The sequence below is a fragment of the Polymorphum gilvum SL003B-26A1 genome (assembly GCF_000192745.1).
GTDB classification, from domain to species: domain Bacteria; phylum Pseudomonadota; class Alphaproteobacteria; order Rhizobiales; family Stappiaceae; genus Polymorphum; species Polymorphum gilvum.
Genome location: NC_015259.1, coordinates 3,227,442 through 3,250,613 on the forward strand (window position 1 = coordinate 3,227,442; position 23,172 = coordinate 3,250,613).

The window sequence follows — 23,172 nt, forward strand, 5'->3', positions numbered from 1 at the left end:
CCTAACGATGGGGAGGACACCGGTGCGCCGGACCGGCCGGCCTGCAGACGGCGTTGAGGAACAACGAGCATGAACGAGCCCAGCCCCCATATCCTGATCGTCGACGATCATCGCGACATCCGGGAGACGCTCGCCCGCTATCTGGTCAAGAACGGCCTGCGCGCCTCCGTCGCCGAGAGTGCCGCCCACGCGCGCAAGGCGCTCAAGGCCGCGGTCATCGACCTCGTGGTGCTCGACGTCATGATGCCTGGCGAGGACGGCCTGTCGCTGTGCCGCCATCTGGTCGACAACGGCGCGATTCCCGTCATCCTGCTGACCGCCATGGCCGAAGAGACCGACCGCATCATCGGACTGGAGATCGGCGCCGACGACTACGTCACCAAGCCGTTCAACCCGCGCGAGCTGCTGGCCCGCATCAAGGCGGTGCTGCGCCGCACCGCGACGGTGCCCAGGCAGCGCGACGCGCTCGACGGCGAGCGGCTGCGTTTCGAGGGCTGGCTGCTCGACGTGCCGCGCCGCGAATTGGAGGCACCCGATGGCGTCGCCGTACCGCTGTCCACCGGCGAGTTCCAGCTCTTGGCCGCCTTCCTCAAGCGGCCCAAGATGGTGCTCACCCGCGACCAGCTGCTCGACCTGACGACCGGCCGCGCCCCGACCGTGTTCGACCGCTCGATCGACAATCAGGTCAGCCGGCTGCGACGCAAGATCGAGGCTGACCCGAAGGATCCCAAACTCATCAAGACCGTCTGGGGCGGCGGCTACATGTTCACCGCCGACGTCCGGGAAGAAGCGTGATGGATCGCTCCCGTCTGATACCCCGGATGCCGCGCAGCCTCGGCGCCCAGCTGATCGCGCTCTTGCTCATTGCCCTGATCGGCACGCAGGCCATCGCGCTGTGGCTGTTCGCCGGCGAGCGGCGCACCGCAATCTTCGAGGTCGTCGGCGACGCCGTGATCGTGCGCGCCGCCTCCCTGGTTCCGCTTCTGGAAACCGCCACGGACGACGTCCGCGAGCAGATGCTTCGAGCCACCAGCAGTCCGGTGACCCGGTTCTGGATCGCGCCGTCGCCTGCCGTGCGCGAACCCGGCCGGTCGGCGCCCGAGCGCCGGCTGGGGGAGGTCCTTCTCGACGAACTGGGGACGGAGCGCGACATCCGCGTCGCCGTGTCCAGCAAGGGACGCATGCTGCCTGCGCTCATCCATGCCCAGCGCCGGGACAGGAGCGAGCGGGCCGACGAGGAGGAGCGCGGCGAGCGGAAGCTTCGGGACAAGGAGCGGCCCGAGCGGAGCGCGCGGATCGCCATCGACTTTTCCGTCGCGCTCGCCGACGGGTCCTGGCTGAACGTGACGACCAGCCACCGGCCGCCGCCACCCGGCGCGATCCAGACCCTGCTTCTGCAGATCGTGCTGATGGCGCTCGCCATCGTCGCCATCGTCGCCTTCACCATCCGCCGCCTCACGCGCCCCTTGCGCCGGCTGGCGGCTGCCGCCGACAGGCTCGGCCGCGGCGAGGACATGCCGCCGCTGGCCGAGGAGGGGCCGCAAGAGGTGCGTAGCGCCATCCGCGCCTTCAACGAGATGCAGGACCGGCTGACCCGCTTCGTGCGCGACCGGACGCGCATGCTGGCAGCGATCAGCCACGACCTGCGCACGCCGATCACCTCGCTGCGCATCCGTGCCGAGTTCATCGACGACGACGAGGACCGCGAGAAGATGATCGCCATCCTGGACGAGATGGCCCAGATGACAGAGGCGACGCTCGCCTTCGCCCGCGACGAGGCGACCCAGGAGGAACGCCGCTCGGTCGACCTCGGCGGCCTCATGGAGAGCATCGCCGGCGACCAGTCCGATCTTGGCCGCGACGTGGAGGTCGCCGCCCGGGACCGTGTCGTGCTTGCCTGCCGGCCGGTCGCCCTGAAGCGCGCCCTGCGCAATCTCGTCGAGAACGCGGTGCGCTACGGCACCAGGGCGCGGATCGCAGTGCGCGCGGAGGGCGGCCAGGCCGTGCTCACCGTCGACGACGACGGACCAGGCATCGCGGACGACCGGCTTGCCGATGTCTTCGAGCCCTTTGTCCGGCTGGAGGAATCACGCAGCGGCGAAACCGGCGGCATCGGACTCGGCCTCGCCATCGCCCGCTCCATCGTCCATGCCCACGGCGGCACGATCGCGCTGGAGAACCGTCCCGAGGGCGGCCTGCGCGCCACCGTGCACCTGCCCCTCGGCGCCTGAGTTCTGTCCCCGCCGTCAGTCCACGCCGTCCTGCGGCCTGCCATCATAGTCGGCTTCCGACACCGGCTCCAGCCAGTCGGCTGTCCTGCCGTCGAGGGCTTCCTGGATCGCCAGGTGGACCATCTGGCTGTCCGGCGCCGCGCCGTGCCAGTGCTTCTCGCCGGCCGCGAACCAGACCGTGTCGCCGGGCCGGATCTCGCGCACCGGCCCGCCCCAGACCTGGGCCCGGCCGACGCCCGACAGGACATGGATGGTCTGGCCGAAGGGATGCGTGTGCCAGTTGGTCCGCGCGCCCGGCTCGAAGGCGACGCGCAGGGCGACCGCGCGCGCCGGCGGCGGCGACTCGATGATCGGGTCCTGCCACACCGTGCCGGTGAAATAGGCCAGATTGGCGCGTCCGGTCGGACGGCTTCCGGCGCGATGGATGTCCATGGCTGCTGTTCTCCAGTTTTCATCACGTCTCCGGCGCCTTTCCGGCAGCGAGCCGGCGCCTGCCGCACATCATCCTAGCAAGGCTGGGCCATCCAACAAGGCGACACCCCCTTGATTTCTGAATATGGATTTATTAATAAATTCCCTAGATTATGATATCTGAAATATCAAGATAGAAGTTTTTGCCTCAACCATGATCACAGCAGGCCAAGTCCGCGCCGCCCGCGCGCTCCTGGGGATCGACCAGAAGACCCTCGCCGCCCTCGCCGGCGTTTCCGTGCCTACAATCCAGCGCATGGAGGCCAGCGACGGCACGGTGCGGGGCGTGGTCGACACGCTGACCAAGGTGGTCGCTGCGCTCGAGGCGGCCGGAATCGAACTCATCGGCGACAACGCCCGCAGCGAAACCGGCGGCCGCGGCGTTCGGCTCAAGTCACAGCCGTCGGATTAAGCAGGCCGCGCCCGGCGGCTTGTTGGCGAAAACCGCTTGAATCACAATGGCCGGGCCTGAAATCGGGTGTATGGACATGCGCGCACAGGCAGATTCCCTGTCTCCCCGTCCGAGCTTCTCGGACCTGTTTACACCGAAGCTGGTCACCGTGCTGCGGGAGGGCTACGGCCTCGCCCGTTTCAAGGCCGACGCCTTCGCCGGACTGACCGTTGCCATCGTCGCCCTGCCGCTGTCGATGGCCATCGCCATCGCCTCCGGCGCCAGCCCCGGCGCCGGCATCGTGACGGCGATCATCGGCGGCTTCCTCGTTTCCGCCCTCGGCGGCAGCCGCTTCCAGGTCGGCGGACCGGCCGGCGCCTTCATCGTGCTGGTCGCCGCCAACATCGCCCGGCACGGCTACGACGGCATGCTTCTGGCCACCTTCATGGCCGGCCTGATCCTCACCGCCATCGGCTTCCTGCGGCTCGGAACCTACATCAAATACATCCCCCATCCGGTCACGGTCGGTTTCACCGCGGGCATCGGCGTGATCATTTTCGCAAGCCAGATCAAGGACCTGCTCGGCCTCGTTCTGTCCGGAGCCGAGCCCGGCCCGATCCTCGAGAAGCTCCCGGCGCTAACCGCCGCCCTGCCGACCGTCAACCCGGCCGCTGTCGGGCTTGCGATCGCAACCGTCGCCATCATCCTGGGGCTGCGCCGGGTGCGACCGCATTGGCCGGGCATGCTGATCGCCGTCGCCGCCACCGCCGTCGCGGCCGCGCTGCTCGGTCTGCCGGTCGAGACCATCCAGACGCGCTTCGGCGGCATTTCCGGCAGCCTTCCCCTGCCGTCGCTGCCGGCGGTGTCGTTCGAAAAGGTCCTGGCGGTGCTGCCCGACGCCATCGCCTTCGCCCTGCTCGGGGCGATCGAATCGCTGCTGTCGGCGGTGGTCGCCGACGGCATGACCGGCCGCCGCCACCGCTCGAATTGCGAACTGGTCGCGCAGGGCGTGGCCAACATGGCCAGCGCCCTGTTCGGCGGCATCTGCGTCACCGGCACCATCGCGCGGACCGCCACCAATGTGCGCGCCGGCGCCCACGGGCCGATCGCGGGCATGCTGCATGCGGTGTTCCTGCTGGTGTTCCTCGTCGTCGCGGCGCCGCTCGCCGGCTACATCCCGCTCGCCACGCTCGCCGGCGTGCTGGCGGTGGTCGCCTGGAACATGATGGAAAAGCACGCCATCACAACGCTGTTCCGCACCTCGCGCGCCGATGCCGTCGTCTTCCTGGCGACCTTCCTGCTGACCGTGTTCCGCGACCTCACCGAAGCCATCCTCATCGGCGTGGTGATGGGTGCTGCGATCTTCATCGACCGTATGGCGAAGATGATCTCCGTCGAGCAGCACCGCGCCTTCGTCGAGGCGGACAAGGCCGACGACAGCAACGGCGGCCGCACGGCGTTCGATCCCGGCCTCGCCTCCGACCCGGACGTCGTCGTCTACCGCATCTCGGGTGCGTTCTTCTTCGGTTCGGCGGCAACCGTCGGCGCGGTGCTCGACCGCATCGCGGACCAGCACAAGGCCCTCGTACTCGACTTCTCCGCCGTCGCCCTGCTCGATTCGACTGCGGCGACGACCATGGCCGGGGTCGCCCGCAAGACCTCGGGCAGGAACGTCGCCCTCTACATCGTCGGCGCCACGCCGCGGATCCGGCACGAGCTGCAGACCCATGGCCTGGGGTCGGGTGCGGCGCGCTATTTCGCGCATCTCGACGACGCGCTCGCCGCCCATCGCGCCACCGCCTGAGCCCACCCCGAACGCAAAGACCCCGGCCTGATGCCGGGGTCTTTGCGTTCGGGCAGTGCTATCGGCTCAGCGCGCGGCCAGCCACATTTTCCTGATCAGGCGATACAGCCCGGCGGGCAGCCAGGGCAACCGGTTGCGGGTGTCCCTGCGTGAATTCAGGATCAGGCTGCGGGCGACAAGGACGTTCATGGTCTTCTCCTTCCAAACGGGCGTTTTGCTCTGCCGCAACGGAATGCGCGGCCTGCAGCAAAGATAGGCGCACACTGTGCGCACATCAAGCGCACAGTGTGCGCTTTCTTGAAAGCAACCCGCTGACGACCGCTCGGTTCCCTGGCGCCTCGCGCCCCGACCCCAAAACAAAATGACCCAAAACAAAACGACCGGCGCGTCGCCGCGCCGGCCGTTTGCAGATCCTGCCGTTTGAGACGCTGCCGGCCGTCAGACCGCCTGCTTCGCCTTAAATTCGAGGCGGCGACGGTGCAACACCGGCTCGGTGTAGCCGTTCGGCTGCTCGCACCCTTTGAAGACGAGGTCGCAGGCGGCCTGGAAGCCGACCGAGGCGTCGTAGTCCGCCGACATCGGCCGGTAGTTCGGATCGCCGGCGTTCTGCTTGTCGACCAGCGCCGCCATCCGCTTCATGGTCTCCATGACCTGGTCCTTCGAGCAGACGCCATGGCGCAGCCAGTTGGCGATGTGCTGCGAGGAAATGCGCAGGGTGGCGCGGTCCTCCATCAGGCCGATGTTGTTGATGTCCGGCACCTTGGAGCAGCCCACGCCCTGCTCGACCCAACGCACCACGTAGCCGAGAATTCCTTGCGCGTTGTTGTCGAGCTCGGCCTGGATGTCCTCGGGCGACCAGTTCGGCCGGGTCGCGACCGGTATCGACAGGATGTCCTCCAGCCTGGCCTTGGCACGCGACTTAAGGTCCGCCTGCCGCCCGGCGACGTTGACCTTGTGGTAGTGCAGCGCGTGCAGCGTGGCCGCCGTCGGCGACGGCACCCAGGCGGTGTTGGCACCGGCCATCGGATGGCCGAGCTTCTGCTCCAGCATCGCGTGCATCAGGTCGGGCATGGCCCACATGCCCTTGCCGATCTGGGCATGGCCCGGCAGGCCGCAGGCCAGGCCGACGTCGACGTTGTTGTTCTCGTAGGCCGCGATCCAGGTGGCCGTCTTCATGTCGCCCTTGCGGATCATAGGACCTGCTTCCATCGACGTGTGCATCTCGTCGCCGGTGCGGTCCAGGAAGCCGGTGTTGATGAAGAACACCCGATCCTTCGCCGCGCGGATGCATTCCTTGAGGTTGACCGTGGTGCGGCGCTCCTCGTCCATGATGCCCATCTTCAGCGTGTTGCGCGCCATGCCGAGTGCGTCCTCGATGCGGTCGAACAGTTCGCAGGCGAAGGCGACCTCCTCGGGCCCGTGCATCTTCGGCTTGACGATATAGACCGAGCCGGCGCGGGAATTGGCGCGCCGGCCGCTCGGCCCGATGTCGTGCAGCGCGATCAGCGCGGTAACCATGCCGTCGAGGATGCCTTCCGGCACCTCGTTGCCGTCCCGGTCCAGCACCGCGTCGATGGTCATCAGGTGGCCGACGTTGCGCACCAGCAGCAGCGAGCGTCCGTGCAGCGTGAGCTGCGAGCCGTCCGGCGCCGTGTACGTCCTGTCGCCGTTCATGCGCCGCGTCATCATCTTGCCCGACTTCTCGAAGGTCTCCTCGAGGTCGCCCTTCATCAGGCCGAGCCAGTTGCCGTAGACCACGACCTTGTCCTCGGCGTCGACGGCGGCGACTGAATCCTCGCAGTCCATGATCGTGGACATGGCCGACTCGACGATCACGTCGGCGATATGCGCCTTGTCGGTCCTGCCGATCGGATGGTCGGCGTCGATGACGATTTCCAGATGCAGGCCGTTCCTGGCGAGCAACACCTTGGACGGAGCGGCCGCATCGCCGTCATGGCCGGCGAACTGGGACGGGTCGGCGAGCGCGACGGCACCGCCGTCGGTCGCGACGCTCAGCGCGCCGCCGGAAACGGAACAGCCGATGATGTCGGCCCAGGAGCCGGAAGCGAGCGGCGCCACCTCGTCCAGCAGCTTGCGCGCATAAGCGATCACCTCTGCGCCGCGCGCCGGATCGAAGCCGCCGCCCGCAGGCAGCGACCCCATCGCGTCGGTGCCGTAGAGCGCGTCGTAGAGCGAGCCCCAGCGGGCGTTGGCGGCGTTGAGCGCATAACGGGCGTTCATCACCGGCACGACAAGCTGCGGACCCGCGACGGTGGAGATTTCCGGATCGACGTTGGCGGTGGTCACAGTGAAGGCGCCGCCCTCCGGTACCAGGTAGCCGATCTCGGTCAGGAAAGCCTTGTAGGCCGCCATGTCAGGCACGCCCGGATGGGCCCGGTGCCAGGCATCGATCTTCGCCTGAAACGCGTCGCGTCGGGCGAGCAGGGCGCGGTTCTTCGGCGCGAGATCGTGCACGATGGCGGACAGTTCCTTCCAGAAGGTCGCCGGCTCGACGCCGGTCCCCGGCAGGGCGCGCGCGTTGACGAAGTCGTAGAGTTCCCTCGCGACCTTCAGCCCGTCGACCTCGACCCGATCCTGCATCGTCCTCTCCTTCGCCTCCGCATTGCCAAGGCCCCTGCGGAAAACACATGCCTGCGCGCAGGCACAGCGCGCAGGACGTCCATTTCTCGTTGCAGTGCCAGTTTCGAGGCCGCGTAGATTTAGGTCAATCGGTTGTCAATACGAAAAACTTTTTCCGCAGTTGCACAAAATTCGCGGCGCGCCGATACACGGTTCGGCGCCACTCCCGCCTTGCGCGTGCCCAAGTGGACAGACTAAACGGGACGGAAAGGCTGCCCTGACGCCCGGTCTCGCATCGGGCGTGCGCCGGCGGCATCGGGAGGAAGACCTGCATGATCGCCACCACGCGGCGCCTCGGCGCGAGCTTCTTCAACCGCCCGGTGCTCATGCTGTTCATTGCGATGCTGTCGTGGGGCGGCAATACCATCGCCGGGCGGCTGGCGATCGGCGAGGTGTCGCCCTTCGTGCTCGTATTCCTGCGCTGGCTGATCGTCAGCATCCTGATGACCTCGCTGCTCTATCCGCGCATTCGCGCCGAGTGGCCGACCATGCGCCCGCGGCTGGGCGTCATGATGCTGATGGCGCTGTTCGGCTTCGTCGCCTTCAACATGCTGTTCTACATCGCCGCCTACACGACCACGGCGATCAACCTCGGCATCCTGCAGGGCGCCATGCCGATCCTGGTGCTGGTCGGCACCGTGCTGGTGTTCCGCGCCCGCGTACTGCCGCTGCAGATCCTCGGCATCCTCGCCACCATGGTCGGCGTCGCGCTGGTCGCCACCCACGGCGACCTCAGCGCCCTCGGCAGCCTGTCGATCAACCCCGGCGACGGCATCATGTTCCTCGCCTGCATCTTCTATGCCGGCTACACCCTCGCGCTGCGCAACCGGCCGCGGGTTTCCGGCCTGGTGTTCTTCTCGGTCCTGTCGATCTTCGCGGCGATCTGCTCCGTCCCGGCGCTTGCCTACGAGATGGCCTCCGGCGGCGCCCTGTGGCCGACACCGGACGGCTGGCTCATCGTGCTCTTCGTGTCGCTGTTTCCGTCCTGCCTGGCGCAGATCTTCTTCATGCGCGCGGTCGAGCTGATCGGGCCGGGCCGGGCCGGCGTGTTCATCAACCTGGTGCCGATCTTCTCCGCCCTGCTGGCGGTCGCGATCCTGTCCGAGCCGTTCCACCTCCACCACGGCGCGGCGCTTGTTCTCGTGCTCGGCGGCATCTGGCTGTCCGAGCGGCGCAGCGCGCTCGCCTGAGCCTTTGCCTGGCCGGGAAAAAAAGCGACACTGGCCGGCCTTTAACGTTAAATTGCCATATCCCTGGTTCAGCTGAGGATCATGGATACGCCGATCATCGTGGCCGCCTTCGCCGGTCTTCTTGTCGTCATCTCGCTGCTGCAGCCGCTTGCCCGCCGCCTCGGGCTGGCGCCGAGCGTGCTGCTGGCCGGCGTCGGCACCCTGATCGGCCTGCTCGCCGCCTTCCTGCTCTACACGCCGACCACCGATGCCTTCAACGAACTGGCCATGGTGTTCGTCAACCTGCCGTTCGATTCGCAGAAGATCCTCTACATCTTCCTGCCCGTGCTGCTGTTCCAGTCGACCCTGACCCTCGACGTGCGGCGAATCTTCGAAGACATCGGCGCCATCCTGGTCATGGCCGTGGTCGCCGTCGTGGTCGCCACCGCCTTCATCGGCCTTGCGCTCTACCCGCTCGCCGGCGTGCCCCTGGTCGCCTGCCTGTTGCTTGGCGCTATTGTCGCCACCACGGATCCCGTCGCGGTCGTCGCCATCTTCCGCGACATTGGCGCGCCCGCCCGCCTCGGCCGGCTGGTCGAAGGCGAAAGCCTGCTCAACGACGCCGCCGCCATCGTCCTGTTCGTGCTCCTGCTCGGCATGCTGACCAGCCAGCAGACGCCCGATGCAGTCGAGGCGGTGGTCACCTTCCTGAGGTCCTTCGCCGGCGGCATCGTCGTCGGCGCCCTCTTCGCGCGTCTCTTCGTCATGCTGCTGCCGCTGATGCGCGAGCAGAAGCTGGCGCAGGTGACGCTGAGCCTCGCCCTGCCCTACCTCGTCTATGTCGTCAGCGAACAGAGCGCCGACGTGTCCGCGGTGGTTGCCGTCGTCGCAGCCGGCATCGTGTTCAACCTCTACGGTCCCGCCCGGGTCGCCCCGGCCGCCTGGTCCTATCTGCACGACGTGTGGGAGCAGATCGCCTTCTGGGCGAGTTCGCTCATCTTCGTGCTCGCCTCGATCCTGATTCCCGAACTGCTCGCCGGCTTCAAGCTGCTCGATATCCTGCTTCTCGTCGTCCTCATCGTGGCCGCCCTGGCGGCCCGCGCCGTGGTGATCTTCGGCCTGCTGCCCGTGCTCGGCGTCCTGCGCATCGGCGAGGCGGTGAGCAACCGCTACAAGACGGTGATCCTGTGGGGCGGCATGCGCGGCGCCGTTACGCTGACCCTTGCCCTGTCCGTCACCGAGCACCCCAGCCTGTCGGAAGACGTCCAGCACTTCATCGCGGTCCTGGCGACCGGCTTCGTACTGTTCACGCTGCTGGTCTACGGCACGACTCTCAAGCGGCTGATCCGCGCCCTGAAACTCAACACGCTCACCCCGCTCGACATCGCCATGCGCAAGCAGTTCCTGGCGCTCGCCCTCTCGGACGTGCGCGAGGCGGTCGACGATGCCGCACGCGACTACAACATCGCGCCGGAGGTCGCTGAAAAGCTGAGTACGAACTACTCGAGCCAGGCCTCTACAGCAGTCGAGGACAACGTTCTTGCCGAGGAGATCATGGACCGCGAGCGGGTCGTCCTTGGCCTCGTCGCATTGGCCGACCGCGAACGCGTGCTGATCCTGCGCCACTTCCACGAAGGCACGGTCTCCAACCGGACCATCGCGTCCCACCTGACGCTCGCCGGCCGGATCGCCGACCAGACGCGGTCCAAGGGACGCGTCGGCTACAACCGGGCCGCCCGCAGCGCCCTGGCCTACGGGCCGACATTCCGCTTCGCGCAATGGCTCCAGCGCCACCTGAAGATCGACGGGCTGCTGTCGGTCATGGTCGCCGATCGCTTCGAGCGCCTGCTGATCGGCCGGATCGTGATCAAGGAACTGATCGAATTCAACGACGAGCGCATCCGCCCGCTGCTCGGCGAGCGGGTCGCCGGCATCCTGCACGAAACCCTCGCGATCCGGCGCGAGGACAACCTGCGCGGCCTCGAAGGCCTTCAGTTGCAGTACCCCGATTACGCCCAGGCGCTCGAATACGAGTTCCTGCGCCGGACCGGGCTGCGGCTCGAGGAGCAGGCCTATTCGGAAGCCTTCACCCAGAAACTGATCGGATCGGAACTCTACAACGATCTGCAGCGGAGCGTCAGCACGGCGCGCGACCGAACGCGCGTCCGTCCGCGTCTCGACCTCGGCCTGAAGACCCGCGACCTTGTCGACGGGCATCCGCTGTTCGCCGACCTGCCGGACACCCGACGCGAGGCGATCGCACGCCTGATGCGCCCCTATTTTGCCGTTCCGGGCGAGACGCTCATCCGCAAGGGGGAGAAAGGCGACGCGGCCTATTTCATCTCGTCCGGCGCGGTCGAGGTGCGCACGCCCCACGGCCCGCTCCGTCTCGGACGCGGCGACGTGTTCGGCGAAATGGCGTTGCTGTCGGGAAAGCCACGCACCGCCGACGTCGCCGCCCTAGGCTACTGCCAGTTGCTCGTCCTCGGTGCCGGTGACTTCCGCGCGCTGATGAAGCAGAGTCCGGATATTGCCGAGAACATGGCCCGGATTGCGCGGCAGCGCGAGGAAATGAACGTTCCGGACGCCACCTCGGAGCATGTCCCGCCAGCCGCACTCGACGTCGCCCCCTAGCCCGCCGATCCTCCCGCCGATGTGTGCGGGGCCTCAGTCTGGCGTCACGCGACAAACGCAAGGGCTATGCATGAGCTTCTCCTGCCGGCGCTATCCGACGCTGGAACATAGCGGCGCCAGAACGTGCGGCAGGGCGGCGTCCGCACCGAAGCAGCAGGCATGCGCGACAACGAGAAAGGCGGCGAGCGCCAGCCCGGTGACGACGGCAGCCATCAGGATCGGATCCGTCGCGATCGAGCGCAGGCTTTCCTGCGGCGATGCACATGCAGCGACTGAAGTCATGGTCGTTCCTCCTCCAGAACCAAGAAAATTATCGTCCGGCCCCTACGAGGCCACCTTCTTGCGCAAGCCGAGCACGCTCAGCAGCCAAGCCCAGAACGACCGACGCGCCGGCGCTCCCGCTTCCTTGGCGGCTACGGGCACCGTCTCCGGTTCGGCCGTGGCCGCGGTTGCCGCAGGCGCCTCCGCCGACGCCGGACCGGCGACATGCTTGCCGAACGTCTCGAAGAACTCGCCGGCCAGTCGCTTGGCCGTGGAATCGATCAGTCGGGCCCCAAGCTGGGCAAGCTTGCCGCCGACATTGGCGTCGACGGTGTAGTGCAGGACCGTGGCGTTCGGACCGTCTTCTTCCAGGCGCACCGTGGCGCCGCCCTTGGCGAAGCCGGCGACACCGCCCGAGCCCTCGCCGTCGATCCGGTAGCCGTTCGGCGGATCCAGCTCGCTCAGCGTCACCTTGCCGCCGAAGGTCGCCTTGACGGGACCGACCTTCAGCGTGACCTTCGCTTCCATGTCCGTATCGGAATGCTTGACCAGATCCTCGCAGCCTGGAATCGAGGCCTTGAGAACATCCGGGTCGTTCAAGGCCTGCCACACCTTTTCGCGCGGGGCTTCGATCCGCTGACTGTCAGCCATCTTCATGGTCGGAGATCTCCGGTTAGGTTTGTGCGATAGAGGGGAGCAGCGATGCATCCCGCTGGCCCGTGCGGCGCACGCGCAGCATCTCGGCGAGAATCGACAGCGCGATTTCCTCTGGCGTGATGGCGCCGAGGTCGAGGCCTGCCGGCGCCTTGATCCGCTCCAGCCGGCCTGGATCGACACCGTCCTTTTCCAGCGCCGCCTTCAACGCTGCGGCCTTCTTGCGGCTGCCGACGAAGGCGATGTAGTCGGCATCGACGGCAACCGCGGCCTTCAGGGCCGCCTGGTCGCCACGCCCTTGCGTCGCCACGACAAGATACCGCTGCGCGGCCGTCTCGACGGTCAGCGCATAGCCCTCGATCCGTTCGTTTGCCCTGGGGAACAGGCCCTGATCCTCGGCCGGGGCGCAGACCGTGATGTCGAAACCGATGCGCGGCCCCAGATCGGCGAGCGCGACGGCAACCGGACTGGCTCCCAGCACCACGAGGTTCGGTCGCGGCAGTACCGGCTCGACGAAGACGTCCATCGTGCCCTGGCTCGGGCACATGTTCCTGGCAAAGCGGATGCCCTGCTTCTCCTCCCCCGGTGTGACGCCGAGATCCTTCAGCAGGTCTTCCGGCTGGATCGACACCAGCCGGGTCTGACCGTCGACCAGGGACTCCCTTGCCGCCTTAAGCACGGCGGCGCGCGCGCAGCCGCCGCCGATCCAGCCGCCGGCGATGCCGCCGTCCGGCCCGATCACGGCCTTGGCGCCGGCCTTGGCGGCAGTCACCGAGATGGTGCGCACGACCGTCGCCAGAGCGAACGGCCGTCCCTCCCGGCGCAGGCGGTTCATCAGGTCGTGCAGGTCGCCGCGGTCGTCGGAGGGCGGCACGTGGCTGGTCGACGGGGTCATCAGCATCCCTTTCACAGCTTCGCCAGATAGGGTTCGAGGGCCGCCAGGCTCTCCAGCGTGTGAGCCGGCGCGAACAGGTCGACATGGGGCAAGGCCGCGGCCATGCCGGCGGCGGTCGGCTCGTAGCCCTGCCAGCCGATCAGCGGATTGAGCCAGACGATACGCTTGCAGCGCCGGCGCAATGCGGCCATCTCGGCGCCCAACCGCTCGGGATCGCCGGTGTCGTATCCGTCGGACAGGATCATCACGCAGGTGCGCGAATGGATGACCCGGGCTGCATGCCAGCGGTTGAACTCGGCCAGCGCCTCGCCGATCTTCGTGCCGCCGCCGACGCCCTGCGCCATCAGCCCCATGCGGTCGAGCGCGCGGGCCGCGTCACGTTCCTTGAGCGCCGACGAGACATGAACCAGTCGGGTATGGAAAAGGAACGCCTCCGCCTCGCGGAAGCTGTCGAGGATGCCGTGCACGAAGCGGGTGAAGACGCCCGTGTAGTTGTTCATCGAGCCGGAAGCATCGAGCAGCACGACGATGCGCAACTGCTTCTCCCGTGGTCCCTTGCGCACCAGTTCGATCGGCGTGCCGCCGTGGCCGATCGACCTGCGCAGCGTCCGGCGCAGGTCGAGCCGCGGCCCCTTGCGCCGCTGGCGGTCGCGCCGGGTCAGGCGGACCCGCATCGCGTGCGCCAGCCGCTCGGCCAGCGCATGCGCCTGCGCCACCGCCTCAGGATCGGCAATCTTGCGGAAGTCGGTCTTCGCGAGGTTCTCCGCCCGGCTGGCACCCTCGCGCTTGCCGGCAGGGTCCTCCTCGCCCTCCTCCGCCTCGCCGGCCCGTCGTTCGACGTCGCCGGCCGGGCCGATTTCCGTTGTCGCGGCGTCATCGGACAGATGTCGGAGAGTCTTAGGAGTGTTTCCGGAGTGGCTGCCGCTGACCTTGACCGCCGACTTGACGCCCTTGCCGGTCCAGTAGGCGTCGAACAGCGCATCGAACTTGAGCCAGTCGGACCGCCGTCCGCAGAACAGGGCGCGGAAGGCCCCCCGCAGGTCTGCCTGGCGCCGCGCCGGGCCTGTGGCGAGCAATGCCAGCGCATCGGTCGTTTCGGCGAGGCCGACCTTGAAGCCGTTGTCCCTCAGCATGCGCACGAAGCCGGCCAGGCGCACGCGCATGGCGGCACCGATTTGCTCCGATCCTTCAAGCGCATGGGCCGCCATGTCAGGCCACCTTGCCGAGCAGGCGGTCGGTTACCTCGCGGGTTATCCGCGCCTGGTCCTCGCGCGTCTTCAGCACGCAGGCGAGCGTGTCGAAGACCAGCTCCCGGTCCTCGTGCAGGTTCCGCCCCCCGAGCCCGACCAGCGCCGCGGCCCAGTCGATGGTCTCGGCAACGCCCGGCACCTTGGCGAGATCCTCCTTGCGCAGCCTCGCCATCAGTTCCGCGATCTGCAGCGCCAGCACGGCGTCTATCCCCGGCACGCGGGTCCTAAGTATCTGAGCTTCGCGGCCGACGTCGGGATAATCCACGTAGTGATAGAGGCAGCGCCGGCGCAGCGCGTCGGACAGTTCCCTGGTCCCGTTCGACGTCAGCACCACCTTCGGAATGCTCGTCGCGGTCACCGTGCCGAGTTCGGGGATCGACACCTGGTAGTCCGACAGGAGTTCGAGCAGGAAGGCCTCGAATTCCTCGTCGGCACGGTCGACCTCGTCGATCAGCAGGACCGGGGGCTTGTCCTGGCGGATGGCGGCCAGGAGCGGGCGCTCAAGCAGGTACTTTTCGGAAAACAGTGCGTCCTCAATGGATTGAGCGTCCTCGCCAGAGCCCTCATGTGCCTTGATGGCGAGCAACTGGCGCTGGTAGTTCCATTCATAGAGGGCGTCGGAGCGGTCCAGGCCCTCGTAGCACTGCAGCCGGATCAGATCGGTGTCATGCAACGCCGCCAGCGCCTTGGCGACCTCGGTCTTGCCGACGCCGGCCTCGCCCTCAAGAAGCAGCGGCCGGCCCAGAAGCTCCATCAGCAGCAGCGCCGTCGCCAGGCCCTCGTCGGCGACGTAGCCGGTCTCGGCCAGGGCTTTCGCCAACTCGTTCTTGTCGCGGATCATATCAGCGCAGTTCCTGTAAACCCTTCGCAGAAAAAGACCTCTGGCCGCTCGAGCGAACGCCGACCGCCGTATCGGCGCCCCTCTCCGCCGAACGTGCGGCGGAGAGGGGCCCGTTTGCGGGCGGCTAGGTTCCCCGCAGCCCGGTCATCCCGCCGGCCTAGCCGTGAGCGCCCAGTTCCTTGGCAGCCTTCCAGAGCCGCCAGCTGTCGTGCGGCATCTGGATATGCGTCGAGCCGAGGAAGGCAAAGGCGTCGTTGACGGCGTTGGAGAAGGCCGGCACGCCGCCGACGTTCGGGCTTTCGCCGACGCCCTTGGCCCCGATCGGGTGATGCGGCGATGGGGTGACCGTGTAGTCGGTCTCCCACTTCGGCGTCTCCACCGCCGTCGGCAGGAAGAAGTCCATGAACGACGCCCCGAGCACGTTGCCGGTCTCGTCGTAGCGGATCTCCTGGCCCATCGCGATGGCGAAGGCCTCGGTCAGTCCGCCATGTACCTGCCCCTCGATGATCATCGGGTTGATGCGGGTGCCGCAATCGTCCAGCGCGTAGAAGCGCCGGGTCTTGGCAACGCCCGTGTCGACGTCGATGTCCATGACGCAGAAATAGGCGCCGAATGGGTAGGTCATGTTGGGCGGATCGTAGTAGCTGACCGCCTCGAGACCCGGTTCCATGCCCGGAGGGGGCGAATGATAGGCCGCCCAGGCAATCTCTGTCATGGACTTGCGCGCTTCCGGGTTGCCCTTGACGCGGAAGCCGTCGACGTCCCACTCCAGGTCGTATTCGGACACCTCCAGCATGTGCGCGGCGATCATCTGCGCCTTCGCCCGGATCTTGCGGGCCGCCAACGCAATGGCTGCGCCGGCCACCGGCGTCGAGCGCGAACCGTAGGTGCCGAGACCGTAGGGCGCCGTGTCCGTGTTGCCTTCCTCGACCATGATGTTCTCGGCCGGGATGCCGATCTCGGTGGCGATGATCTGAGCCCAGGTCGTCTCGTGGCCCTGGCCCTGGGACTTGGTGCCCATGCGCGAGATCACGGAGCCGGTCGGATGGACCCGAATCTCGGCCGAGTCGAACATGGCAACGCCGAGGATGTCGCAGTTCTTCGACGGGCCGGCGCCGACGATCTCGGTGAAGAACGAGATGCCGATGCCCATGATCTCGCGTGTCTCGCCGCGCTTGAAGGCCTCCTGCTTGCGTTTCTGCTCCTCGCGCAGTTCGCGGTAACCGATGGCGTCCATCGCCTTCTGCATGGCGAGGTGATAGTCGCCGCTATCGTATTCCCAGCCCAGCGCAGACTGGTAGGGGAACTGATCGCGCCTGATGAAGTTCTTCATCCGCAGATCCGCCGGGTCCATGCCGAGCTTCTGGGCGAGGATGTCCATCGCCCGCTCGATGCAGTAGGCGGCTTCCGTGACGCGGAACGAACAACGATAGGCTACACCGCCCGGCGCCTTGTTGGTGTAGACGCCGTCGACGGCCAGATGGGCCACAGGGAAGTCATAGGAGCCGGTGACGATGTTGAAGAACCCCGCCGGCCACTTGGACGGGTCGGCGCAGGCGTCGAAGCCGCCATGGTCGGCGAGCACGTGCACGCGCAGGCCGGTCACGGTGCCGTCCTTCTTCGCGGCGACTTCCGTGGTCATGTGGTAGTCGCGGGCGAAGGACGTGGTGGAGAGGTTCTCCATGCGGTCCTCGACCCATTTCACCGGGCGGCCGGTGACGATGCTGGCCACGATGGCGCAGATGTAGCCCGGATAGGCACCTACCTTGTTGCCGAAGCCGCCGCCGATGTCCGGCGCGATGACATGGATCTTGTGCTCGGGGATCGTCGACAGAAGCGACGCCACCGTGCGGATCACATGTGGCGCCTGGAACGTACCGTAGACCGTCAACTCGCCCTTGATCTTGTCCATCGACGCCACGCACTGGCAGGTCTCCAGCGGCGAGGGATGGGTGCGGTGATAGGAGATCATCTCCTTGATCGTCACGTCGGCGTCGCTGAAGGCCTTGGCGGTCAGGTCCTTGTCGCCCACTTCCCAGCAGAAGATGTGGTTGTGATGCTTGCGCGGGCCATGGGCGCCTTCGGTCTTGCCTTCCAGGTCGGGGCGGAGCACCGGCGCGTCCGGGTCCAGAGCCTTGAACGGGTCAACCAGCACGGGGAGTTCCTCGTACTCGACCTCGACAAGCTGGATCGCATCGTCGGCGACATAGCGGTCCTCGGCGATGACGAAGGCGACTTCCTGGTTCTGGTAGAGTACCTTTCCGTCGGCGAGCACCATCTGCACGTCGCCGGCCAGCGTCGGCATCCAGGCGAGATTGACGCCCTTGAGGTCCTCGGCCGTCAGCACCGCGATCACGCCGGGAAGCTTCAGAGCCTCGGTGGCGTCGATCTTCTTGACCTTGGCGTGGGCATAGGGGGAGCGGACGAAGTCGCCGTACAGCATGCCGGGCAGCTTGATGTCGTCGACGTACTGGCCTTTGCCCTGCGTGAAGCGGATGTCCTCGACGCGCTTGCGCTTGCAGCCCATGCCCTCCAGACGGGCTTCGCGCTGCTCCTTGGTGAGGGTCATGTCGTTCATTCTGCCGCCTCCTGGAATTCACGCCCCTGCAGCTTGGCTGCGGCGTACTGGATGGCCTTGACGATGTTCTGGTAGCCTGTGCAGCGGCACAGGTTGCCGGCGATGCCGGCACGGATCTCGTCCTCGCTCGGGTCCGGGTTCTCCTTCAGCAGCACATGGGCGCGCATGATCATGCCGGGCGTGCAGAAGCCGCACTGCAGGCCGTGCATCTGGCGGAAGCCTTCCTGCAGCGCCGACAGGGTACCGTCCGGATTGGCCATGCCCTCGATAGTGGTGATCTCCGCTCCGTCGGCCTGGACCGCGAACATCGTGCAGGACTTCACCGACATGCCGTTCAACTCGACCGTGCAGGCGCCGCAATGGGTCGTCTCGCAGCCGATGTGGGGACCGGTGATCGACAGGTCCTCGCGCAGGAAATGGATCAGAAGCGTGCGCGGCTCGACGAAGCGCTGCACCTTCTTGCCGTTGACCGTCAGGGTCACCGGCATTTTTTCGACTTCGCTCATGGGTATCCTCTCCCTCAACCCCTGGCGCGTTCGGCCGCACGGGCCAGCGCCCGCTGCAGCATGACGCCCGCCATCTTGGTGCGATACTCAGCCGGGCCGCGCCCGTCTGAGGCCGGATTGGTGATCGCCTCCGCTGCCACGACGGCGCGCTTGACTGTGTCCGCATCAAGCGTCGATCCGATCAGGATCGAACCCGCCTCCTCGGCATAGAGCGGCGTGTCGGCGACGTTGGTCAGGCCGATCGAGCAGGTTGCGACCTTGCCGCCCGACACAGTGAGCACGACCGCGGCCGCAGCCGTCGCATAGTCACCGACCTTGCGCTTCAGCTTCTCGTAGGCATAGCCGTGACCAGCCGGCGGCACGGGGATGCGGATGCTGGCGAGGATCTCGTCCGGCGCCAGCGCCGTGAAATAGGCAGCCTCGTAGAAATCGCGCGCGGCAACCCGGCGTTCGCCGTTCGGCCCGACCAGCGTGTAGGAGGCGTCGAGACATTGCATCAGCGCCGGCATGTCGTTGCCCGGATCGCCGTTGGCGACGTTGCCGCCGATTGTGCCCAGATAGCGGATCTGCGGATCGGCGATCAGCAGGGCCGTTTCGCGCAGAATCGGTACCCTCTCGGTGAGCAGGGTCGAGCCGATCACCTCATGCTGCGTGGTGGTGGCGCCGATCACGATCGCGCCGCCCTCTTCGCGGATGCCCTTGAGATCCGCCACGCCGGCGAGATCGATCAGATGTTCGGGCGCGGCCATGCGCAGCTTCATCATCGGGATCAGGCTGTGGCCGCCGGCGAGCGGGCGTGCCTCCTCGCCGTGATCGGCCAGAAGCGCGACGGCTTCGGCAACCGTCTTCGGACGGTGATAGACGAAATTCCCAGGTATCACGTTCGATCCTCCCTCAGCCTGATCGCTGCCGCCGCCTACGCACCCGGGACCGCACCTCGTGCTCCGGGGTGCTCCGGGCCGTGCTCTAGGGCGTTCCCAAGCAGGTCCTCCGCTCCCGGACCACGCGTGCCTGACCTGGCGGGAATTCCCTCGGCCTGCCCACGCAGCCTTCCCTCGCTTTCCGAGGAGCAGCTCCGGACGCAGCCGGCAGCCCGGCGTCACGGACGTCTCCGGCAAACGATGGGTGCGGCGGAACGGCACATGTGATGCTGGAAAACAGTGCGGTGCACGCACAACCCAGCGTTCATGGATGACGCGGGAATTGCACGAAATACGGCAATTGCGCACGAATTGCGTCAATGTTCCTGACGCATCTGACGCGATCCGGCCGTTACGCAGACAACGGCTGGACGCAGGAACGAGAGCGCTGCCTCAATGGTTTGGCGCGGGCTTTCGCGACGTCCCTCCCGTACGGGCGTCCGCCGTCCTGTGGGACCAGCTGTCAAGGGCCGGAAGGAACCGCCCCCCGTGCAGAGCGCAAGGCGCCGATCGGTTTGGCCGATGACGACCGGCCGCTATTCTGCAGCAGCAGCCGGCGGCGCCGTGTCCAGGGCCGCGATCCGCGCCTTGATGCGCGACCACTTCGACCGACTGACGGGCACGGCGTGCGGCTCTTCGCAGGCCATGTGCAGCAAGCCGCTGTCACCCGCACGCCGCAGGCCCGCAACCCGGCTCAGGTTGACGATGTGGCTGCGATGCACCCGCGCGAAGAGCTTCGAATCCAGCTGCCGCTCCACCTCGCCGATCGACAGCGGGCAGAAGTAGCTGCGGCTGCTGTCATAGAGGCGGGTGTAGTGGGCATCCGCCTGCACCGCCAGCAGATCGTCGATGGCGAGTCGCGCCTTGACGCCATCCCGCTCGATCGGCAGGCTTTTTCCCGCCGAGCCGGTCCGCAGGCGATCCTCCGGCGCTCCCTGCAGACCGAGGGCGGCACGACGCAGCGGCTCGGCAAGGGCGGCGTTGCCGGAAGCATCCTGGGCACGCGACAGGTCCGCGAAGGCCGCCAGGGCGGCCACATCGGTCTGCTCGGTCAGGTCTGCAGCCCCGCCGCCGTTCTGGACCAGCCGGCCTGCCGGCCGGTGCGCGCTCGGCGCGCGTGTCGCTCCCCGTTCGGGCACCAGCGCCAGCAGGAACAGACCGGAGACCACGAAAGCGACGATGGCGACGATGATAGCGAGCGTGCCCGGCCCGACCGCTGGCGCGCTGAGCGCCTGCGGAGCGCTGTGCGGGGTCAGGGTCATGCCGGCCATGGCGATGTAGTGCATGGCGGAAATGGCGCCGCCGAGCACTGCTGCCGAAATCAGGACCGGCGGCCGACGGCCGGCGCCGAAGGCCAGCCACAGCGCCAACCCCGAAGCCGCGAAGGCAACGACGAAGCTTGCCCCGACGAACCGGGGATCGTGATCCATGCGGGAGGAAGCATGCAGTGCATACATGCCGAGATAGTGCATGGTGCAGATGCCGGTGCCCATGACGAAGGCCGACAGGGACAGCCGCAGCCGGCCAAGCGGGCCGTTGCTGGCGGCAAATACGGACAGGCCGACTACAAGCACGCACACCAGGAAGGACAGCAGGGTCGGCAGGACGAGGAAATCGACTGCCACCGGCAGGCGGGCGGCCAGCATGCCGACGAAATGCATGGACCAGATGCCGAGGGCGAGCGACAGTGCCGCGCCGGCCAGCAGGTAACGCCGTCGCGGGTCGACCGCGTCGGTGACCTGCACGGCAATGCTCAGGCCGACGTAGCTGCCCTGGAAGGCAACGATCAACGAAAGCGCCACGAGCCAAGGCTCGTGCGTGAGGCTCATCCTCGGTTCTCCCTCTCGCCGGTGCCGCGCGGGCGGCCTCCTCCCCAGCGTCATGAGCATAGGGGATCGCCCGCCCTTATCCAAGACGGGCGTGACGGCGGCATGACCCGGCCGGCCTTGCGCGCGCTGCGGCAGGCCCCTAGGCTGGCCGCAGCGGCCGTGGAGAGGCCAGGGAGGCGACGGTCGAAATGGTGTCAAGTATTTGGAATCAGGGAGAAAACCGGATGGGTGTGGAGGGCAAGGTGGTCCTGGTGACCGGGGCGAGTTCGGGAATCGGCAAAGCGACGGCGATCGCCTTCCTCAAGGCCGGCAGCCGGGTGATCCTCACCGGCCGGCGCGCGGAGCAACTCGAAGAGGCGGCAAGGACTGCCGGAGCGGTGCCGGAAACCTGCCTATGCTCTGCCGGAGACGTGACAAATCCTGACGATGTCGACGCACTCTACACGGCGATCGCCGACCGCTTCGGTCGCCTCGACGTCGTCTTCAACAACGCCGGAATCAGCCTGCCGTCGACGCTGATCGACGACCTTTCTGTCGACGACTGGCGGCGCGTCGTCGACGTCAACCTGACCGGCGCCTTCCTGGTCGCCCGCGGCGCCTTCGCGCTGATGCGCCGACAGGATCCGCAGGGCGGGCGGATCATTAACAACGGTTCGATCTCAGCCCATGCGCCACGCCCCGGCTCGGCCGCCTACACCGCGACCAAGCACGCCATCACCGGCCTGACGCGCACGCTGTCGCTTGACGGCCGAGCGTTCAACATCGCCTGCGGCCAGATCGACATCGGCAATGCGGCGTCCGAAATGACCGACCAGTTCCGCACGGGCATCCCCCAGGCCGACGGCTCGCTGCGGCCCGAACCGGTGATGGACGTCGCCCACGTCGCCTCCTCGGTGCTGCACATGGCCTCGCTGCCGCTGGACGCCAACGTCCAGTTCATGACCGTCATGGCCACCGCCATGCCGTTCATCGGGCGGGGGTAAGGCCGGGCACAGAGCCGCGGGCAGCGTCTCAGGCCTGCCAGCGGACGATCTCCAGCAGCACGCCGTCGAAGCTCGCTCCGGCAGCCGGGGCCGGCACGACGGCTGGCGAGCCGTAGAAGCTGTCGCCGGCAAGGGCGATGCGGATGTTGCCGGAATGGCTCGGCCAGCGGCTGCCCACCGCGCGGCTGTGGGTGAGAACGCCGTCGAGAAAAAGCCGGCGGGTTGCCTCGGCCTGCGACCACGCCATGGCGACGCTGGTCGGCCGGCTCGCCGTAGCCGGCCCCTGATCGACCAGGTCGACGAAATTGGGCGGAGAACCGGCGGGGGCCGCCGACCACATCAACGACCAGATGCGTCCGCCGCTGGTCAGCACCGACAGGCCGGTGCCGGAGCCACCTTCCTCGTAGACGACCCGCGTGTCGGTCGCACTGCCCGGCACGAAGCGCACCAGATGGGTGAGCGCAGTCGGGGTGCCGATGTTGATGTCCGGCGTATTGGCTACGGCAAGGCCGCTGCCGGCCGCGAACATCAGTCCGGCGCCATCGGCACTGCGGACGGGCAAGGGCGCGTCGACCAGGGCGCTGGCATGATGGCCGAGCCCGCTGCCGTCGCGCCACTGGGCGACCGCGCCACCGGGCGGCGGCGGGACGAGGCCTCCTTCCGCAGCCACGAGGCTCGCCGCGTTGCTGGCGCGCAACCAGAGCGTCAACGGCCCGGCCGCCGGCGGGAAGGCGCGCCGCGCCGCAAGCTGCTGGCCTGTGGGCTGGACAAGACCGATCCGCATCAGGCCAGCCCGACGATCTGGGTTGCCGTGGTGCCGGTGGCATGCACGCGTCGCGCCCGGATCGCATATTGCACGCCCGGCACCAGCGCCGGCAGCACGGCGGTGTCGCCCGCCAGCGTCGTCACCCGGACGTCGCCGGCGGTGCCGACCATGAGGCCACGCGTGGTCACGGCGAGATCGGCATCGTCGTCCGGGCCGATTTGGAACAACCGCGCCGGCGGGCTGTCGAGGCCGGTCGCTCGGGTATGGGGGTCGGTCATGGCCTGAGTTCCCTTACTGTCGGATTTCAGTGAGGGACAAGTCTAGGGGGCTACGGCGAAGGCGGGGATAA

At 67.5% G+C, this 23,172-nt stretch carries 21 protein-coding genes; 7 read left to right on the plus strand and 14 right to left on the minus strand.

What is annotated here, in order from left to right:
- Positions 1 to 69: 69 nt before the first annotated feature.
- Entirely contained in the window at positions 70 to 795 is a 726-nt protein-coding gene (locus SL003B_RS15135; protein WP_013653737.1) for a response regulator, read from the plus strand.
- On the plus strand, positions 795 to 2,231 hold the full coding sequence (locus SL003B_RS15140) for an ATP-binding protein (protein ID WP_041375572.1): 1,437 nt from the start codon (positions 795 to 797) through the stop codon (positions 2,229 to 2,231). The genes SL003B_RS15135 and SL003B_RS15140 overlap by 1 nt, the downstream gene beginning before the upstream one ends.
- 15 nt (positions 2,232 to 2,246) lie before the next feature.
- Here the strand turns inward: SL003B_RS15140 and SL003B_RS15145 are convergent, their stop codons facing one another.
- Positions 2,247 to 2,663 carry a (R)-mandelonitrile lyase gene (locus SL003B_RS15145; protein WP_013653739.1) on the minus strand — a complete coding sequence of 139 codons (417 nt, stop codon included), beginning with the start codon at positions 2,661 to 2,663 and terminating at the stop codon, positions 2,247 to 2,249.
- Between the two features lie 193 nt (positions 2,664 to 2,856).
- Here SL003B_RS15145 and SL003B_RS15150 point away from each other — a divergent pair, with 193 nt between their 5' ends.
- Both SL003B_RS15150 and SL003B_RS15155 read left to right on the plus strand, forming a co-directional pair.
- Positions 2,857 to 3,114 (plus strand): helix-turn-helix domain-containing protein, encoded by a 258-nt coding sequence (locus SL003B_RS15150; RefSeq protein ID WP_013653740.1) that lies wholly within the window; start codon positions 2,857 to 2,859, stop codon positions 3,112 to 3,114.
- Between the two features lie 70 nt (positions 3,115 to 3,184).
- Positions 3,185 to 4,897, plus strand: a complete 1,713-nt coding sequence (locus tag SL003B_RS15155; RefSeq protein ID WP_013653741.1) for a SulP family inorganic anion transporter — start codon at positions 3,185 to 3,187, stop codon at positions 4,895 to 4,897.
- Positions 4,898 to 4,963: 66 nt separating this feature from the next.
- Here SL003B_RS15155 and SL003B_RS24005 read toward each other — a convergent pair whose 3' ends face one another.
- Both SL003B_RS24005 and SL003B_RS15160 read right to left on the minus strand, forming a co-directional pair.
- Entirely contained in the window at positions 4,964 to 5,086 is a 123-nt protein-coding gene (locus tag SL003B_RS24005) for a hypothetical protein (RefSeq protein ID WP_277914606.1), read from the minus strand.
- 249 nt (positions 5,087 to 5,335) lie between these two features.
- Positions 5,336 to 7,498, minus strand: a complete 2,163-nt coding sequence (locus SL003B_RS15160; protein WP_013653742.1) for a malate synthase G — start codon at positions 7,496 to 7,498, stop codon at positions 5,336 to 5,338.
- Positions 7,499 to 7,809: 311 nt separating this feature from the next.
- Between SL003B_RS15160 and SL003B_RS15165 the strand changes: the two genes are divergently transcribed.
- Both SL003B_RS15165 and SL003B_RS15170 read left to right on the plus strand, forming a co-directional pair.
- A complete protein-coding gene (locus SL003B_RS15165) occupies positions 7,810 to 8,727 on the plus strand; it encodes a DMT family transporter (RefSeq protein ID WP_013653743.1) in 918 nt (305 codons plus the stop codon).
- 81 nt (positions 8,728 to 8,808) lie between these two features.
- Positions 8,809 to 11,340: a cation:proton antiporter gene (locus SL003B_RS15170; RefSeq protein WP_013653744.1), complete on the plus strand. Its 2,532-nt coding sequence runs from the start codon at positions 8,809 to 8,811 to the stop codon at positions 11,338 to 11,340.
- A 90-nt stretch (positions 11,341 to 11,430) separates the two neighbouring features.
- On the opposite strand, the gene SL003B_RS15175 is transcribed toward SL003B_RS15170, so the two are convergent.
- From SL003B_RS15175 to SL003B_RS15215, 9 genes are all read right to left on the minus strand, one after another.
- Positions 11,431 to 11,622 carry a hypothetical protein gene (locus SL003B_RS15175; RefSeq protein ID WP_041375573.1) on the minus strand — a complete coding sequence of 64 codons (192 nt, stop codon included), beginning with the start codon at positions 11,620 to 11,622 and terminating at the stop codon, positions 11,431 to 11,433.
- Positions 11,623 to 11,664: 42 nt separating this feature from the next.
- Positions 11,665 to 12,258 (minus strand): SRPBCC family protein, encoded by a 594-nt coding sequence (locus tag SL003B_RS15180; RefSeq protein ID WP_013653745.1) that lies wholly within the window; start codon positions 12,256 to 12,258, stop codon positions 11,665 to 11,667.
- Positions 12,259 to 12,274: 16 nt separating this feature from the next.
- Positions 12,275 to 13,150: an XdhC family protein gene (locus tag SL003B_RS15185; RefSeq protein WP_049792675.1), complete on the minus strand. Its 876-nt coding sequence runs from the start codon at positions 13,148 to 13,150 to the stop codon at positions 12,275 to 12,277.
- An 11-nt stretch (positions 13,151 to 13,161) separates the two neighbouring features.
- On the minus strand, positions 13,162 to 14,358 hold the full coding sequence (locus tag SL003B_RS15190; protein ID WP_013653747.1) for a vWA domain-containing protein: 1,197 nt from the start codon (positions 14,356 to 14,358) through the stop codon (positions 13,162 to 13,164).
- 1 nt (position 14,359) lies between these two features.
- Positions 14,360 to 15,241 (minus strand): AAA family ATPase, encoded by an 882-nt coding sequence (locus SL003B_RS15195; protein ID WP_013653748.1) that lies wholly within the window; start codon positions 15,239 to 15,241, stop codon positions 14,360 to 14,362.
- 157 nt (positions 15,242 to 15,398) lie between these two features.
- Positions 15,399 to 17,819: an aerobic carbon-monoxide dehydrogenase large subunit gene (locus SL003B_RS15200; protein ID WP_013653749.1), complete on the minus strand. Its 2,421-nt coding sequence runs from the start codon at positions 17,817 to 17,819 to the stop codon at positions 15,399 to 15,401.
- Positions 17,816 to 18,325: a (2Fe-2S)-binding protein gene (locus tag SL003B_RS15205; RefSeq protein ID WP_013653750.1), complete on the minus strand. Its 510-nt coding sequence runs from the start codon at positions 18,323 to 18,325 to the stop codon at positions 17,816 to 17,818. Before SL003B_RS15205 ends, SL003B_RS15200 begins: the two co-directional genes overlap by 4 nt.
- A gap of 14 nt (positions 18,326 to 18,339) precedes the next feature.
- Complete coding sequence (locus SL003B_RS15210) at positions 18,340 to 19,206, minus strand: FAD binding domain-containing protein (protein WP_013653751.1); 867 nt, start codon at positions 19,204 to 19,206, stop codon at positions 18,340 to 18,342.
- Between the two features lie 575 nt (positions 19,207 to 19,781).
- Positions 19,782 to 21,074 carry an MHYT domain-containing protein gene (locus SL003B_RS15215; RefSeq protein WP_013653752.1) on the minus strand — a complete coding sequence of 431 codons (1,293 nt, stop codon included), beginning with the start codon at positions 21,072 to 21,074 and terminating at the stop codon, positions 19,782 to 19,784.
- A 224-nt stretch (positions 21,075 to 21,298) separates the two neighbouring features.
- Between SL003B_RS15215 and SL003B_RS15220 the strand changes: the two genes are divergently transcribed.
- Complete coding sequence (locus SL003B_RS15220) at positions 21,299 to 22,057, plus strand: SDR family oxidoreductase (protein ID WP_013653754.1); 759 nt, start codon at positions 21,299 to 21,301, stop codon at positions 22,055 to 22,057.
- A gap of 28 nt (positions 22,058 to 22,085) precedes the next feature.
- On the opposite strand, the gene SL003B_RS15225 is transcribed toward SL003B_RS15220, so the two are convergent.
- Both SL003B_RS15225 and SL003B_RS15230 read right to left on the minus strand, forming a co-directional pair.
- Positions 22,086 to 22,841 carry a hypothetical protein gene (locus tag SL003B_RS15225; protein WP_013653755.1) on the minus strand — a complete coding sequence of 252 codons (756 nt, stop codon included), beginning with the start codon at positions 22,839 to 22,841 and terminating at the stop codon, positions 22,086 to 22,088.
- Entirely contained in the window at positions 22,841 to 23,101 is a 261-nt protein-coding gene (locus SL003B_RS15230; protein WP_013653756.1) for a spike base protein, RCAP_Rcc01079 family, read from the minus strand. Before SL003B_RS15230 ends, SL003B_RS15225 begins: the two co-directional genes overlap by 1 nt.
- Positions 23,102 to 23,172 lie beyond the last annotated feature (71 nt).